General features: G+C 40.2%; 12 protein-coding genes and 1 pseudogene. 4 read left to right on the top strand and 9 right to left on the bottom strand.

Features of this window, described 5'->3' with window-relative positions:
- The 4 genes from HMPREF8578_RS09145 to HMPREF8578_RS09130 form a co-directional block, all read right to left on the bottom strand.
- Entirely contained in the window at positions 1-918 is a 918-nt protein-coding gene (locus tag HMPREF8578_RS09145) for a metal ABC transporter substrate-binding protein (protein WP_000747438.1), read from the bottom strand.
- Positions 919-1,113: 195 nt separating this feature from the next.
- Positions 1,114-3,651, bottom strand: a complete 2,538-nt coding sequence (locus HMPREF8578_RS09140) for a pneumococcal-type histidine triad protein (protein ID WP_000700236.1) — start codon at positions 3,649-3,651, stop codon at positions 1,114-1,116.
- A 245-nt stretch (positions 3,652-3,896) separates the two neighbouring features.
- Complete coding sequence (gene ptsP / locus HMPREF8578_RS09135; protein ID WP_000138129.1) at positions 3,897-5,630, bottom strand: phosphoenolpyruvate--protein phosphotransferase; 1,734 nt, start codon at positions 5,628-5,630, stop codon at positions 3,897-3,899.
- Positions 5,631-5,635: 5 nt separating this feature from the next.
- On the bottom strand, positions 5,636-5,899 hold the full coding sequence (locus HMPREF8578_RS09130) for a phosphocarrier protein HPr (protein ID WP_000146948.1): 264 nt from the start codon (positions 5,897-5,899) through the stop codon (positions 5,636-5,638).
- A gap of 362 nt (positions 5,900-6,261) precedes the next feature.
- On the opposite strand from HMPREF8578_RS09130, the gene nrdH reads away from it, so the two are divergent.
- The 4 genes from nrdH (at position 6,262) to HMPREF8578_RS09110 (ending at position 10,778) form a co-directional block, all read left to right on the top strand.
- The gene (gene nrdH, locus HMPREF8578_RS09125) at positions 6,262-6,480 is read left to right on the top strand and encodes a glutaredoxin-like protein NrdH (protein WP_000259240.1); all 219 of its coding nucleotides are present in this window, start codon (positions 6,262-6,264) and stop codon (positions 6,478-6,480) included.
- An 80-nt stretch (positions 6,481-6,560) separates the two neighbouring features.
- Positions 6,561-8,720: a class 1b ribonucleoside-diphosphate reductase subunit alpha gene (nrdE, locus tag HMPREF8578_RS09120; protein ID WP_000523278.1), complete on the top strand. Its 2,160-nt coding sequence runs from the start codon at positions 6,561-6,563 to the stop codon at positions 8,718-8,720.
- A 188-nt stretch (positions 8,721-8,908) separates the two neighbouring features.
- Complete coding sequence (gene nrdF / locus HMPREF8578_RS09115; protein ID WP_000451378.1) at positions 8,909-9,871, top strand: class 1b ribonucleoside-diphosphate reductase subunit beta; 963 nt, start codon at positions 8,909-8,911, stop codon at positions 9,869-9,871.
- Between the two features lie 139 nt (positions 9,872-10,010).
- Positions 10,011-10,778: a DeoR/GlpR family DNA-binding transcription regulator gene (locus HMPREF8578_RS09110; RefSeq protein WP_000917580.1), complete on the top strand. Its 768-nt coding sequence runs from the start codon at positions 10,011-10,013 to the stop codon at positions 10,776-10,778.
- A gap of 39 nt (positions 10,779-10,817) precedes the next feature.
- Here HMPREF8578_RS09110 and lacG read toward each other — a convergent pair whose 3' ends face one another.
- The 5 genes and pseudogenes from lacG to HMPREF8578_RS09085 all read right to left on the bottom strand — a co-directional run.
- On the bottom strand, positions 10,818-12,224 hold the full coding sequence (gene lacG / locus HMPREF8578_RS09105; protein WP_000047701.1) for a 6-phospho-beta-galactosidase: 1,407 nt from the start codon (positions 12,222-12,224) through the stop codon (positions 10,818-10,820).
- An 84-nt stretch (positions 12,225-12,308) separates the two neighbouring features.
- Positions 12,309-14,003 (bottom strand): lactose-specific PTS transporter subunit EIIC, encoded by a 1,695-nt coding sequence (locus HMPREF8578_RS09100; RefSeq protein WP_001037490.1) that lies wholly within the window; start codon positions 14,001-14,003, stop codon positions 12,309-12,311.
- Entirely contained in the window at positions 14,003-14,320 is a 318-nt protein-coding gene (locus tag HMPREF8578_RS09095) for a PTS lactose/cellobiose transporter subunit IIA (protein ID WP_001078319.1), read from the bottom strand. The genes HMPREF8578_RS09100 and HMPREF8578_RS09095 overlap by 1 nt, the downstream gene beginning before the upstream one ends.
- A gap of 35 nt (positions 14,321-14,355) precedes the next feature.
- Positions 14,356-15,192 (bottom strand): PRD domain-containing protein, encoded by an 837-nt coding sequence (locus tag HMPREF8578_RS09090; protein ID WP_000285730.1) that lies wholly within the window; start codon positions 15,190-15,192, stop codon positions 14,356-14,358.
- Between the two features lie 238 nt (positions 15,193-15,430).
- Positions 15,431-15,734 (bottom strand): annotated as a pseudogene (locus HMPREF8578_RS09085) (tagatose-bisphosphate aldolase); the annotation flags it as partial.

Genomic DNA, 15,734 nt, shown 5'->3' with positions numbered 1-15,734 from the left:
TCATTTTAATTCTTCTGCAAGAACATTCATGTTTTCTTCTAGATTTTCTAAGTAAGTTTTGTCATTTTCAGGATCTGCTTCTAAAGGATTGAGTGTCTTTAGGCTAACTCCTGTTGATTTGACCAAGGTTTCAGCGACTTTAGAAGAAGCATTGCTCTCAGTAAAGATGGTTTTAACCTTATAGGTCTTAACGAATTCTTGAATTTCTGTTAGTTGTCTCGGACTTGGCTCTTGTTCAGGGGAAATCCCTGCTATACCAAGTTGTTTCAAACCAAAGCGTTTAGCGAGATAAGAAAAGGCTGTGTGTTGTGTAACAAAGGTCTTTTGACTCGCTTTTTCAAAAATAGGCTGGTACTTCTTAGTCAATTCTTGGGCTTTAGCGATAAAGTTTTTAGCATTCTTTTGATACGTTTCCTTATTAGCACTATCAATCTCCGAAAGTTTGTCAGCGATAATCTGAGCTTCTTCGCCAGCTTTTTCTGGATCTAACCAAGTGTGAGGGTCGTAGAGTGTTTTTTCATCAATACCGTCACCAGCTTCTACATCTTCTAAACCTGGAACACGCTCCAAGGTCATTCCTTCAGAAGCTTCTAAAACCTTAACTTTTGAGTTTTTCAAGTTAGGATCTAGACTTCCAGCCCAAGATTCGAGCGTATGAGAATGGTAGACAAAGACATCCGCGTCATAAATAGCAGCAATGTCATTTGCTGACGGTTCAAAGGAGTGAATCCCACTACTTGACTGAATCATCCGTACATCATTCAAGTCCCCTGATACCTCTTTGACCATGGCATAGATTGGGTAAAAACTTGTGACAATCTTCATCCCTTTTGCTTCTTGTTTTTCTTTTTGGCTACATGCTCCTAAGACAAGAATCAACAGACTTGCCATTAATAGTAGAATTGTTCTTTTTTTCATCATTACTCCTTAACTAGTATTTAACCATTTAATTAACTAGTAAATAGTTTATCTTTATTTACACTATATGTCAAGATATTTTGCATATTTTCATGAAAAAAATGAGAATTAGAACTTACATTCTATTCTCATTTTCGATTTTATCTTTTCTAGATCTCCTATCCTGTTTTTAGGATCTAGAAAATGCTTCTACCTTTACTTGCTCTCCTTTAATAAAGCCAACAACTTTTCAGCATCAGCCATAATGGTATTGTTATCCTGAGCACCAAATAGCAGGTTATTTTTTAAGCCAGTGAGAGTTTCTTTGGCATTGGACTTGATAATGGGATCTTGGATCTTTGCAAGTAGCTCTTCAGCCTCTCTCAGTTTTTCTTCAACCTTTTCAGTTTCAACCTGAGGTTCTTCTGGTTCCTCTGGTGATTCTTCTTCTGGCTCCTCAGTTGGTTTTGGAGATTCTGGTTTCTCACTTTGAGGCTTCTCTTCGCGTGGCTTTTCTTCCTCAGGTTTGTCTGTCCGAGGTTTCTCCTCTGATGGTTTTTCCGTTTGATTGGTATCAGCTTGACCATTTTGGTTTCTTTGAACATGGTCACTTGCATTCCCCCAACCACTATCTGAATGCGGACGTTCGTTTGGATGTTCGACATAGTACTTGACAGTCGCAAAGAGATCTTCTAGACTATACCCCTTAGGTGCCTCATAAAGACCTTCGTCAAACCACTCAAATTTGATGTTATGGTAATGATCATAATGAGGAATGATTAAACTACCGTTTTTAACTTCCACGGTATGTTGGAGATTGTAAGGCATACGATCAAGCGGCACCTTCTTAGCTGCTTTCACGCGGTTGTAGATAGCTTCTGCTCCTTTAGCCTCCGTATTTCCTGGATTCTGATGGTCTGTTGAAGGAGGAGTCAAACCTTTCTCTTTAGCATAAGCCTGGGCTGCCGCTCTTTCGGCTTCAGACAAACTATCTTTTTTAATCCAATGGCTATGGGTTATATGTGGAGTTATATAGGCATCCCCCTCATCACTGGTGATATCACGAGGATCGAAGATATAGCCATCTTCTGTTGTATACTTGCCTGCCAACTTGGCTACTTGAATCTCATCATCAGTATAAGCAATTTGAGCATTTGGTTTTCCTAAACGTTCTGGATGACGAATCGGTGCTAGAAAGGCCAAGATATCATCCACCAACTTAACTTTATCACTTGAGGTATCATTGAGACGTTCCAACAGTTTATCCAAAGCATCAAATTCAGCTTGGCGCCCTTTATTATCAAGTAAGTCCTGATGAACTCTTGCTAGTAAATCATAAGCCTTATTGTAAAATCCTTGATCACCAGATGGGAGGTTGGTTTTCTTAGATCCGAGTTTATGAGACAAACTTTCTTGCTTGTCTAGTTTACTATCAATGGCCGCAGCAGTTTCTGCTGAAAGCTTCTTGGCAGGAATATAACGTGAGATTCCATTCTCCTCAAATACATAGCCATCAGCTACTTTTCGAATCACCTGTTTAACCAATTTTTCGTCAATTGGATTTCTTGGAGCTGGTTGAGGATTTGGTGCAGGTTGCGGGCTTGGACTAGGTTCCGGAGTCGGTTGTGGACTTGGTTGTTCTGGTCTTGAATCCGGCACCCTATGGTTCGAACTGTACTGTAGAGGAATAATACGAGCGATTCGTTCTTCCAATTCAGACATCTGTGAATAAGGGATGAAATGGTAATGGTTCCCATGAGGCACAGCAACTCCTCTAGCTGTTCGACTTGTAATCTGTGCTGGGTCGAAGACAAGACCATCAGATTCTACGTGTCGTTGGCTGAGCGGCAAGGCGTAAAGTTGTTTCAGAAGGCTATCAATATCCTCATCACTCTGACTTGCTTGGTTATCGTCGCTACTGTTGTTAGCTGTGTTCGTGTTCGTATAGCTGTTGCCTTGATTATTATAGGATGGAGTCCATCTATCTACATCGCTGCTAGCACTGTTGCTATTGGTACGGCGATAAGTAGGCGTATTTGATTGGCCACTTCTACCAGATAGAAAGGCTTCTGCTGCAGCCAATTCGCTGGCTGATAACTCGCTCTTGGGAATGTAATGGTAATGGTCGCCATGAGGAACGATATAAGCATCACCAGTATCTTCAATGATATCGGATGCATTAAAGATGTAACCATCATCTGTGGTGTAGCGTCCCTGTGAACGTGCCAAGGCTACCGCACCATCGTTTGCTGAAGTCCCTCTTTCACGATGCTGACTATGTTCTTGTTTTTGCCGATTGATTTCTTCTTTCGTACGGACATTATCCGCATGTGCAGTGTCCTTAAGGTAAACATAGTATTTTCCATCTACCTTGATAACATAACCGCCCTTGATTTCACTGACAATATCCTCGTCCTTGAGCTGGTAGTTTGGATCCTTCATCAGCAACTCTTCACTGATGATGGCATCATAAGGAACCTTGCCATTGTAATAATGATAGTGGTCACCATGTGAAGTGACATAGCCTTGGTCTGTTATCTTGATGACGATTTGCTCGGCATTAATACCTTCTTTTTTACTGACTTCATCAGGTGTCAAATTGTCTGTTTTTTGCGCAGCCTGTTTTCCATCTATATAGGAAACACGGTTATTTTCCTTGACCGTTCTAGCTTGATACAGTCCCAATTCATAAGAACAGACACTTAAAATTAAAGCTGCCGCAGAACCAGCAAGGTATTTTTTATTAATTTTCATCGAAACTCTCTTTCTTTTTTAATATTTCTATTTGCAATTCATTTCTAAATTGCAGAAACTCCTCTCTATTAATTAACTGGTTAATAGTTTACTCCTAAATTTGCAACTTGTCAAGAATTTTATGAACCAGTTAAGTATTTTTTTGTTCTGACCACAACTTTCTCAAGATTGGACTTTATATAAGAAAAATTAGCTTGAAAATTCTTTAAAAAAATCCCTGCAACTGAGTTGCAAGGACTTTTCGATTAATCAAAATTAACGTATTCTTTTTGAAGTTCAAGAACTTCTTCCATTGTTGAGCATTCTGTAAGGGCACGGTTTGCGTACTCTTCCATCTTAGCTGTATCGAGTTTCTTCATCAAGCTACGTGTACGAAGTACTGATGTTGCTGACATAGAGAACTCATCCAAGCCCATTCCGACAAGAAGTGGAACAGCCTGTTGGTCACCAGCCATCTCACCACACATACCAGCCCATTTACCTTCAGCGTGAGCTGCTTTGATAACGTTGTTAATCAAACGAAGGATTGATGGGTTGTATGGTTGGTAAAGGTATGAAACTTGTTCGTTCATACGGTCTGCTGCCATTGTGTATTGGATCAAGTCGTTTGTACCAATTGAGAAGAAGTCAACTTCTTTGGCAAATTGGTCTGCAAGCATTGCTGCTGCTGGGATTTCGATCATGATACCAACTTGGATATTATCCGCAACTGCAACACCTTCAGCAAGAAGGTTTGCTTTTTCTTCGTCAAAGACTGCTTTCGCTGCACGGAATTCTTTCAAGAGCGCAACCATTGGGAACATGATACGCAATTGACCGTGAACAGACGCACGAAGAAGGGCACGGATTTGTGTGCGGAACATAGCATCTCCAGTCTCAGAAATAGAGATACGAAGGGCACGGAATCCAAGGAATGGGTTCATTTCGTGAGGCATATCGAAGTAAGGAAGCTCCTTATCTCCACCGATATCCATTGTACGAACGACAACAGGTTTACCGTTCATTCCTTCAAGTACAGCCTTGTAAGCTTCGTACTGCTCGTCTTCTGTTGGGAAGTCTTGAGAATCCATGTACAAGAACTCTGTACGGTAAAGACCAACAGCTTCAGCACCGTTGTCATTGACACCTTCAACGTCTTTTGGAGTACCGATGTTGGCAGCCAATTCAAAGTGTTTGCCATCAGCTGTTACTGTTTTAGCATCTTTCAGGAGAGCCCATTCAGCTTTTTGTTTCGCATAAGCTTCACCAGCAGCCTTGAATTCTGCTGCTTGCTCATCAGTTGGGTTGATAATAACTTCACCTGTGATACCGTTAACGGCAAGAATGTCACCATCTTTAACGATTTCAGTGATATTGTTTGTACCCAATACTGCTGCAATTTCAAGCGTACGCGCCATGATAGCTGAGTGGCTTGTACGTCCACCAATGTTGGTTACAAAAGCTTTTACAAAGTTTTTGTCCAATTGAGCTGTATCTGAAGGAGTCAAGTCATGCGCAATCACGATTACTTCTTCATTGATAGAAGCTGGGTTTGGCAATTTTTTACCAAGGAGGTTTGCCAATACACGTTTTGTCACGTCGCGGATATCCGCTGCACGTTCTTGCATGTATGGGTTGTCTTCCATGCCTTCAAAGATAGTGATAAACATGTCTGTTACTTCTTTCAGACCTGCTTCTGCATTCACTTTCTTCGCACGGATTGTTTCCTTGATTTGGCTGATCATTTCAGGGTCAGCAAGAACCATTAAGTGAGCGTCAAAAACTTGAGCTGCTTCTTCACCGAGCGTACCTACTGCTTTCTCGCGAATAACAGAAAGCTCGTCTTGTGATGCTTGTAGAGCGGCATCAAGGCGAGCTTCTTCTGCGTTTGTATCTTCGACTGTAATAGTCTCAAATGACAAATCCGGTTGAACGAGTAGATATGCTTTTGCAACTGCAACACCGTCAGATGCTGCGATTCCTTTAAGCATTTCTGTCATTTTCCTTATGCCAATCCTTCTTTTTCCATAGTTTCAGTGATAGCAGCGATTGCGTCGTCAGCATCTGCACCTTCAGCTGAAATTGTAACGTCAGCACCTTGGCCAACACCAAGACTCATAACACCCATGATAGATTTAAGGTTTACTGATTTACCTTTGTATTCAAGAGTGATATCTGAAGCAAATTTGCTAGCTGTTTGAACCAACAATGTTGCTGGACGTGCGTGAATACCTGTTTCTGCCACTACGTGGAAATCTTTAGAAGCCATAGTTTGACTCTCCTTTAGTTATTTCTTTTTTGGATTATATGTGATAACCCTTACAAGACTGTATTATATCACCTTCTAGATTATTTTTCAAGTGTTTTATGGACTTTCTTATATTTCCTTTCAGATAACTTGCTGAAAATCTTCTATTTATCTTACCAATATACAGTATATAGTTTTTTTGTTTTGATAAACTTTGATAGTTCAATGAAAACCCAATTTTACACTCTGACAAAACACTATATCTTGTGCTTTGTTTTTAAAACTGTAACTTTTTAGCACAAGATTTAGTTTAAAAAGTTTGACAAAGTTTTTTTTTCTGATATACTAAGAAAGTAATCTATTTTGAAAGAGGAGTTACGAAAATGGTAACCGTTTATTCTAAAAACAACTGTGTCCAATGTAAGATGACCAAGCGTTTCTTGGACAGCAACAATGTCGCTTATCGTGAGATCAATCTCGACGAGCAACCAGAGTACATCGATCAAGTTAAAGAGCTCGGTTTCAGCGCAGCTCCTGTTATCCAAACACCAACTGAAGTCTTTTCAGGCTTCCAACCAGGAAAACTGAAACAATTAGCATAATCTTAGTACATCATCCAGAAGAGATTGCTTCTAGGGCTAACTTAGAGGCCTTTCTTTTGTAATTAGATAAAGGAAATTTTATGGGATTAAAACATCTTGAGGACGTAACTTACTTCCGTCTCAATAACGAAATCAACCGTCCTGTCAATGGACAAATCATGCTTCATAAAGATAAGGAAGCCTTGGATGCCTTCTTTAAAGAAAATGTGGTTCCAAATACCATGGTTTTTGATTCAATTACTGATAAAATCAACTACCTCATTGAACACAACTATATCGAAACTGCATTTCTCAAGAAATACCGTCCAGAGTTTTTGGAAGAATTGCATCAATTTATCAAGGACCAAAACTTCCAATTCAAATCATTCATGGCTGCCTATAAGTTTTACAACCAGTATGCCTTGAAGACTAACGATGGGGAATACTATCTTGAAAGCATGGAAGACCGTGTCTTCTTTAATGCACTTTACTTTGCTGACGGGGATGAAGCGATTGCGACTGATATTGCCAATGAAATCATCCACCAACGCTATCAACCAGCTACTCCTTCCTTTTTGAACGCAGGTCGTGCTCGCCGTGGGGAGTTGGTATCTTGCTTCTTGATTCAAGTAACGGATGACATGAACTCTATCGGACGTTCCATCAACTCTGCCCTCCAGCTTTCTCGTATCGGTGGTGGTGTGGGAATTACCCTCAGCAACCTTCGCGAAGCGGGTGCACCTATCAAAGGTTATGAAGGAGCAGCTTCTGGTGTCGTACCAGTTATGAAACTCTTCGAAGACAGTTTCTCTTACTCTAACCAATTGGGTCAGCGTCAAGGTGCTGGGGTTGTCTACCTCAATGTCTTTCACCCAGATATCATCGCTTTCCTTTCCACTAAGAAAGAAAATGCCGATGAAAAAGTTCGTGTTAAGACTCTTTCACTCGGTGTTGTAGTACCCGATAAGTTCTACGAATTGGCTCGTAAAAATGAAGAAATGTACCTCTTCAGCCCGTACTCTGTAGAACTTGAGTATGGTGTGCCATTCAACTACATCGACATCACTGAAAAATACGATGAATTAGTCGCAAATCCAAATATCCGCAAGACAAAAATCAAGGCGCGTGATTTGGAAACTGAAATCTCTAAATTGCAACAAGAATCTGGTTACCCTTATGTCGTCAACATTGATACAGCTAACCGTGCAAACCCGGTTGATGGTAAGATTATCATGAGTAACTTGTGTTCTGAGATTCTTCAAGTTCAAGAACCAAGCTTGATTAACGATGCTCAAGAATTCCTTCAAATGGGAACAGACGTTTCATGTAACCTTGGATCAACCAACGTGGTCAACATGATGACTTCACCTGACTTTGGTCGTTCTATTCGCGCTATGGTTCGTGCCCTTACTTTCGTTACAGATAGTTCACACATCGTAGCTGTCCCTACTATCGACCACGGAAACAGTTTGGCTCACACCTTTGGTCTTGGTGCCATGGGGCTTCATAGTTACCTTGCCCAACAACTGATTGAGTACGGATCTCCTGAGTCAGTTGAATTTACAAGCATTTACTTTATGCTTATGAACTACTGGACCTTGGTGGAATCAAACAATATCGCCCGCGAACGTGGTATCACCTTCCACAACTTTGAAAAATCAGACTATGCTAATGGTAGCTACTTTGACAAGTATGTGACAGGCGAGTTTGTTCCAAAATCAGACCGTGTTAAAGAACTCTTTAAAGATGTCTTTATTCCAAGCGCTACTGACTGGGCTGAACTTCGCGAAAAGGTTCAAGCAGATGGACTTTATCACCAAAACCGCCTTGCTGTAGCGCCAAATGGTTCTATCAGCTACATCAACGATGTTTCTGCTTCTATCCACCCGATTACGCAACGTATTGAAGAACGCCAAGAGAAGAAAATCGGTAAAATCTATTATCCTGCTGCAGGTTTGTCAACAGATACTATCCCTTACTACACTTCTGCTTACGATATGGATATGCGTAAGGTGATTGATGTTTACGCTGCTGCAACAGAGCACGTGGACCAAGGACTTTCACTCACCCTCTTCATGCGTAGTGATATTCCAAAAGGTCTTTACGAATGGAAGAAAGAAAACAAACAAACCACACGTGACTTGTCAATCCTTCGTAACTATGCCTTTAACAAGGGTATCAAGTCTATCTACTATGTCCGTACCTTTACAGACGACGGTGGAGAGGTCGGTGCTAACCAATGTGAAAGCTGTGTGATTTAGTTTTTATCTGAGGCAACCACATTTTCTCAGACTAGTGATTCAATCACCATGTTAGACTGGAATAAGCATCTATACTATGAAATAACAAAAAGTCGGGCTTCCGACTTTTTGTGCGATACTCCTCTAGAATTATGATAAAATAGAAATAATTGTGAGCTCGCAATATTAAACACAGAAAGAGATTTCAAATGGAAACTTACTACAAAGCCATTAACTGGAATGCCATCGAAGATGTCATCGACAAATCAACTTGGGAAAAGCTAACGGAGCAATTTTGGCTCGATACGCGTATCCCCTTGTCAAATGACCTAGACGACTGGAGAAAACTATCAAACAAAGAAAAAGACTTGGTTGGAAAAGTCTTTGGTGGTTTGACCCTTTTGGATACCATGCAATCTGAAACAGGGGTTCAAGCACTTCGCTCGGACATCCGTACACCGCATGAGGAAGCTGTTTTCAACAACATCCAGTTTATGGAATCTGTCCACGCAAAATCTTATTCTTCTATCTTTTCAACCTTGAATACTAAGGCTGAAATTGAAGAAATCTTTGAATGGACCAACACCAACCCTTACCTACAAAGAAAAGCGGAAATTATCAATGAAATCTACCTCAATGGTAGCCCACTAGAAAAGAAAGTTGCCAGCGTTTTCCTTGAAACCTTCCTCTTCTACTCTGGTTTCTTTACACCGCTCTACTATCTTGGTAACAACAAACTGGCCAACGTTGCGGAAATCATCAAACTGATCATCCGTGATGAGTCTGTTCATGGAACTTATATTGGTTACAAATTCCAACTTGGTTTCAATGAATTACCTGAAGAAGAGCAAGAAAAACTCAAAGAATGGATGTACGACCTGCTCTACACGCTCTACGAAAACGAAGAGGGCTATACAGAAAGCCTCTATGACGGTGTTGGCTGGACTGAGGAAGTTAAAACCTTCCTTCGTTACAATGCCAATAAGGCTCTTATGAACCTAGGACAAGATCCACTCTTCCCAGATTCAGCTGATGATGTCAATCCTATCGTTATGAACGGTATTTCAACAGGAACTTCTAACCACGACTTCTTCTCTCAAGTCGGAAATGGTTACCTCCTTGGTGAAGTTGAAGCCATGCAAGACGAGGATTACAACTACGGTTTAGACTAATTTGACCAATCATTCAAAATATCATGGTTTGTTTAAAACAACCATGATATTTTTGTTTTTGTTTTATTTTGTTTTTTTCTATTTGATTGATTGAGCGTTTTATGGTAAGATAATAATAGTAGAAATCGAGGTGATAAGGATGCTAAAGCAAGAAAAACTAGATAGTATTCTAGAAGCAGTAAACACAAAAGGCACTATTACTGTAAAAGAGATTATGGAGAGTCTTGATGTGTCAGATATGACAGCTCGTCGCTACTTACAAGAATTGGCAGATAAGGATTTGCTGGTTCGTGTGCATGGTGGCGCTGAAAAACTTCGTACAGGTTCTCTCTTAAACAACGAACGCTCAAACGTCGAAAAACAAGGCTTGCAGATTGCTGAAAAACAAGAAATCAGTCGTTTTGCTGGTCATTTGATTGACGAAGGTGAAACTATTTTTATCGGGCCAGGAACAACCTTAGAATGTTTTGCTCGTGAACTCCCTATCGATAACATTCGTGTTGTAACAAACAGTCTTCCCGTTTTTCTCATCCTAAACGAACGAAAACTAACAGATTTGATCTTGATTGGTGGAAACTATCGCTCCATCACTGGTGCTTTTGTAGGGACACTTACCCTGCAGGATTTAGCCAATCTTCAGTTTTCTAAAGCTTTTGTAAGCTGTAATGGTATTAAGGATAAGGCAATTGCTACTTTCAGTGAAGAAGAGGGCGAGGTACAACGAATCGCCTTGAACAATGCCAATAAAAAATACTTACTGGCAGACCACAGTAAGTTTAATAAGTTTGATTTTTACACGTTCTACAATATCTCAGAGATTGATACCATCGTTTCAGATGCCAAACTGAGTCAGGAAACATTTGAAGAGCTGTCGAAACAAACAACCATTCTTTTATCAAAACCATAAAAATTCCCCTGCCTTTTGGCGGGGAATTTTTGTTAAATTTTATTCAATAAGTTGTGTCTCAGCTAGTTTCTTGTACCAGTGAGCTGATTTCTTAGGATAACGTTCTTGAGTTTCAAAGTCTACATAAAAGAGACCGTAGCGTTTTTCATAACCGTTTGACCAAGAAAAGACATCCATCAACGACCAGATAAAGTAGCCTTTGACATTGGCTCCATCAGAGATTGCATCTGAAATCACTTCCATATGTTTCTTAACATAATCAATCCGCCCATCATCGTAGACTGTCCCATCCACAAACTCATCTTTGTATCCGAGACCATTCTCTGTGATGTAGATTTTCTTGTAATTTGGGTAATCTTGTTTCACGCGCATGATTTGATCATACAAACCTTGAGGATAGATAATCCAGTCCCAGTCCGTACGTGAGACATAGTCAGGCGCCACTCGACGTCCAACTCCCTTAATCTGATACTTAGAGCTTCCTTTTTCACCCTTACCGTTATGAATGATTTCTGTTTCGCCATCAAAGGCTTGCATCCAATCACTCATGTAATAGTTAATTCCAAGGAAGTCGTTCAAGTCTTTTGCAGCTTCTAGCACAGCGAAGTCTTCTTCACGCAAATCTAAGCTTCCACCATTGACTGCTAAGATATGGTTGACACCTTCCATGGTTTCTTCGGAATATCGTCCTAGATAAGTTGCATCCAAGATAAATTTATTGTGGATGATATCTTCCAACTCAGCAGCGCGAACATCTGCTTGATTTTCAGGATCTAGAGGATATTTAGTAGGCAGGGCGTGAACCACACCAATTTCCCCTTTATAACCTTTATCTTTATATAGCTTGACTGCACGCGCATGAGAAACCATCATATTGTGGTGAGATTGAAATACTTTGGCAAGGTCGTACTGAATACCTGGAGGGAATTTCCCAACCAAGTATTGACCATCACCAATTGGTCCAATTTCATTGAATGTTGTCCAATAGTTTACTTCTGGGAATTCTTCAAAACAGAAGGCCGCGTAGTCTACAAAGTGTTCAATGTTTTCACGGTTTAAGAAGTCTCCATTTGAATGTAGAGCTTCTGGCGTATCAAAGTGATGAAGAGTTACAAAGGGCTCAACATGGCGTTTGTGGCACTCTGCAAATAGATTATGATAGAACTCAACCCCCTTGTCATTAACCTTCCCATAACCAGTTGGAAAGATACGTGACCAAGCGATTGAAATACGGATACCATTGACACCATACTCTTCTGCAAGTTTGAGGTCAACTGGGTATTTGTGATAGAAATCACTGGCTGGTTCTGCAGTGTACCAGTAATTATCTTCAAGATATTTATCCCACGCTACTGCTCCTTTACCATCAGTATGTGTAGCACCTTCTGCTTGGTAGGCCGCTGTTGCTCCGCCAAATATAAAGTCTTTTGGTAATGTTTTTGACATTTGATTCACCTTTCAAGAAATAGAAATGAGACAGAGATGTAGTTGGGAGGAGTTCCTCCATCTCACTTCTTTGCTATTAACTTTTTATTCTTCAAACTGCGCTTGAACAAAGGCAAGAGCGCCTTTTCCATCGCGAGTCAATTTAATATATTGGCCACCTTCAGTCTTGGCAAGTTTGATACCAAGTTTGTCGGTTTCTGCTTTCATATCTTCAAAGTTAGAAGCTACCTGAGGAGCAAGGATAACCAGATCAAACTCTGGCAACATTTCACGGTGAGCCCCATAGCCACCAGCTGCTGCTTTGACAGGAACTTTATATTCTTCTGCCGCTTTATTTAAAGCATTTGCGAGGAGACCACTTGTTCCTCCACCTGCACAGAGGACGAGAACATTTGTTTCCTTAGTAATTGTATTTTGAGATGCTTCTACACCTGCTTTTTCAAGAATAGCATCCGCTTTGGCAGTATTGAAGTTTGCAGCTACTTTTTCTTTCAATTCATCATTGGCTTTACCAGAACGCTCTTCTTCAAGAATTTGTTCATCATAAACCTTGAGGAATGGATAGTAAATGGCTACGTCTACAAGAATTAACAAAGCAGCAAGTACAAATGACAAGAATTGGAAGTTTGTACCGAGAACAATACCGAGAGGACCTGGTGTTGTCCAAGGAAGGTTGGCAGTAAATGAGTTCATGCCAAGCGTTTCAATGAAGAATTTAAAGATCCATACGTTGGCAATTGGCGCAAAGATAAATGGAATAAAGAAAATTGGGTTCAAGACAAGTGGTGCACCAAACAAGATTGGTTCATTTACACCAAAGAAAGTTGGAACTACTGAAGCACGTCCGATTGCACGGTTACGTTTTGATTTTGTTAACCACATGAACATGAATGGAACAACCAGTGTCGCACCAGTACCACCCATGGTAACGATAAACATTTGTGTACCAGAAGTAAGAATCTTGTCAGCATGCATCCCTTGTTGGAGAAGGTTCAAGTTGACTTCGGCATTTGCATAGGTAATAGCTGCGATTGCTGGTTCAACGATAGATGGACCGTGGATACCCACAAACCAGAAGAAGGCAAAGGCCCCAAAGATAATGGTAATACCTAGATAACCATCAGCAGCATAGAATAATGGTGCAAAGAATTTACCGATTGATTCAGCTACGCTTGCACCAACAAAATGACGAGCTAGTAAATCAAGAGCATAAAGAGAAACCACTGATAGAGTGAATGGAATCACATCTTTAAATACTTGTGAGATATTTGGTGGAACTTCGTCAGGCATACGAATAGTGACGTTGTTCTTAACACAAACCTTATAGATGGCTACAGTAACAAAGGCAGCAAGGAAGGCTGAAAGCAAACCTTTTGTCCCCAAGAATCCAGTAGCTAGGCCACCTTCAATCGGATCAGCTGCCAACATCAATAAACCAACAATTGCTGCCAACAGTGTTGACATATAGTTGATTTGGTTGGTTTTCTCCATGCTACGGTTTACTGAGTCGGTCAATGACTTAGCTGTTGTACCAGCTACCAAGAGAGCTAGAATCCCCATTGAATAACTATAAGGTTTCATGAGGAGATTAACAACATCATCAGACCATTTAAAGCCCCATGAGTTTGGTACAAAGGCAATCAAGATAAAGATACTTGAGAAGAGAATAACGGGCATTCCAGCAATGAAACCATCACGAATAGCGCGAAGGTAAATATTACGAGACAGTTTTTCAAAGAAAGGCTTCCCTTTCTCGATAAATGAAATTAGTTTGTTCATTACTTAACTCCTCTCTTGTAAAGTTCGATTAAATGGTGCATCAAATCTTTGAGCAAGATAGTTGTCATCAAGTGATCCTGACCATGCATCATGGTCACACTATAAGCCAAATCCTCACCAGCGGCTTCCTTGGTCAATAGACTTGTTTGGGCGTGATGAGCCTCGGCGATACAGCCACCAGCTTCCTCAACTAAACTATCCGCTTTCGCAAAATCACCAGCTTCAGCAGCCTTCAAGGCTTCCAATAGTTTTGAACGAGCATCGCCAGCATAGGCTACGATTTCAAAACCTAACAATGTTACTTCTTCTCTATTCATGATAGAATTTTCCTTATATATTTTTAATTAAATTTTTATGACAATAAACGTTGGATATGTAGAACTAGATAAACTCGTTCACTTTTATACAAATCAAGACCAGTATGTTGCGTAATCACATCATAAATCTTGGAACCAATCTCAAATGCTTTTGGATAGGATTGTTTAATATGATCTTCCATATCCAGAAGTGATTGGTTATCATCTCTAGATCTGTCTAAATAATCCAAGAAATAGTTGAGATGAATCATAAAACGATCATAGAAATGATTATTCTCTTTGGTTCGTTGAATTGCATAACCCTTTAGCACTTCTTCAACATTCCTGAGAATTTCTTTCCTCTTATCAATCGACTCAACAACTTCCACTTCATTTTCACCTTCGGCATTAATGAAATGATAAGCAATCCGAATAATTTCGTCCTCAGGAAAATGATCCGCTAGCTTCTGACGGTAAATTTCAAATGCTTCCTTTGCGATTTGAAAAGCTACAGGATACTTGGCAGAAATATCTGGCAGATTGCTATCCTTGTACCTTCCTTGTGTTAGGGCTTGATAGGAACAGTAAATATGATCTGTCAAGGTCACATAGAGATATTCTTGAATCGGATAATGATATTTCTTAGAAAGATTATCAATGATCTCGTAGGTCACTGTGATAAAATCAAGCGGAACATCTTTGAGCAGAGCCATAAAGTTTTCTCTGGACTCTTCTGTCTTCATCCGAAAGATTTTCTCAACCTGATTTTCAGCAATCAAATCCCCCTTCTTTTTCCCAAATGCAATCCCCTTACCAATCACAATCACTTCTTCTCCTTTGTCATTTCTGACAAGCGAGACATTGTGATTCATTGGGTTTAGAATTCGATACATGGTAACCTCCTTTTGTATCTTAAAGGTATATGAGTACAAAAAATGACCACAAATGAACAAGAAAATCATCCGATTTCTAATTCACCTGTGATCATGCCTAATATTACTTAGTAACACTCACCTTGTATTAACTTGTGATTTAAGTATAGCACAAGTAAGTTTTTTTGTAAACCTTTACATTCAACTTTTTTTAAATTTTTTATTTAGATCAATGTCCCTAATATTAGGGGGGGAAAACTTATACACGTTCAGTCCATGAAGTCGCTGTTGTTTGAAGAACTTTGTTGAGTTCGTCAATGTTCTCAAATCCAGTTGTGCGTAGCCATTCACGAGCTGCTGCTTCACCGTCTTTGATGTAAGCTTCAACTGATCCAGCCCAGGTTGCACGGCCACAAAGAACGCCGTTGAAGTTTGCGCCTGATTCGTGAGCAAAGACAAGGGTTTCTTGGAATAGTTTAGCTGATACACCCGCACTCAAATAGATGTATGGCAAGTTAGTTGCTTCATCTTGCGCTTTGAAGAAAGCTGCCGCTTCTTCACGA

Origin of the sequence: Streptococcus oralis ATCC 49296 (genome assembly GCF_000185265.1) — a bacterium.
GTDB lineage: Bacteria > Bacillota > Bacilli > Lactobacillales > Streptococcaceae > Streptococcus > Streptococcus oralis_BC.
This window is presented reverse-complemented; position numbering and strand designations above follow the sequence as displayed.

Excerpts from the sequence above, each read along its gene's own strand:
- HMPREF8578_RS09145 (WP_000747438.1), bottom strand. The coding sequence starts at position 918 with ATGAAAAAAAGAACAATTCTACTATTAATGGCAAGTCTGTTGATTCTT.
- HMPREF8578_RS09140 (WP_000700236.1), bottom strand. The coding sequence starts at position 3,651 with ATGAAAATTAATAAAAAATACCTTGCTGGTTCTGCGGCAGCTTTAATT.
- ptsP (WP_000138129.1), bottom strand. The coding sequence starts at position 5,630 with ATGACAGAAATGCTTAAAGGAATCGCAGCATCTGACGGTGTTGCAGTT.
- HMPREF8578_RS09130 (WP_000146948.1), bottom strand. The coding sequence starts at position 5,899 with ATGGCTTCTAAAGATTTCCACGTAGTGGCAGAAACAGGTATTCACGCA.
- nrdH (WP_000259240.1), top strand. The coding sequence starts at position 6,262 with ATGGTAACCGTTTATTCTAAAAACAACTGTGTCCAATGTAAGATGACC.
- nrdE (WP_000523278.1), top strand. The coding sequence starts at position 6,561 with ATGGGATTAAAACATCTTGAGGACGTAACTTACTTCCGTCTCAATAAC.
- nrdF (WP_000451378.1), top strand. The coding sequence starts at position 8,909 with ATGGAAACTTACTACAAAGCCATTAACTGGAATGCCATCGAAGATGTC.
- HMPREF8578_RS09110 (WP_000917580.1), top strand. The coding sequence starts at position 10,011 with ATGCTAAAGCAAGAAAAACTAGATAGTATTCTAGAAGCAGTAAACACA.
- lacG (WP_000047701.1), bottom strand. The coding sequence starts at position 12,224 with ATGTCAAAAACATTACCAAAAGACTTTATATTTGGCGGAGCAACAGCG.
- HMPREF8578_RS09100 (WP_001037490.1), bottom strand. The coding sequence starts at position 14,003 with ATGAACAAACTAATTTCATTTATCGAGAAAGGGAAGCCTTTCTTTGAA.
- HMPREF8578_RS09095 (WP_001078319.1), bottom strand. The coding sequence starts at position 14,320 with ATGAATAGAGAAGAAGTAACATTGTTAGGTTTTGAAATCGTAGCCTAT.
- HMPREF8578_RS09090 (WP_000285730.1), bottom strand. The coding sequence starts at position 15,192 with ATGTATCGAATTCTAAACCCAATGAATCACAATGTCTCGCTTGTCAGA.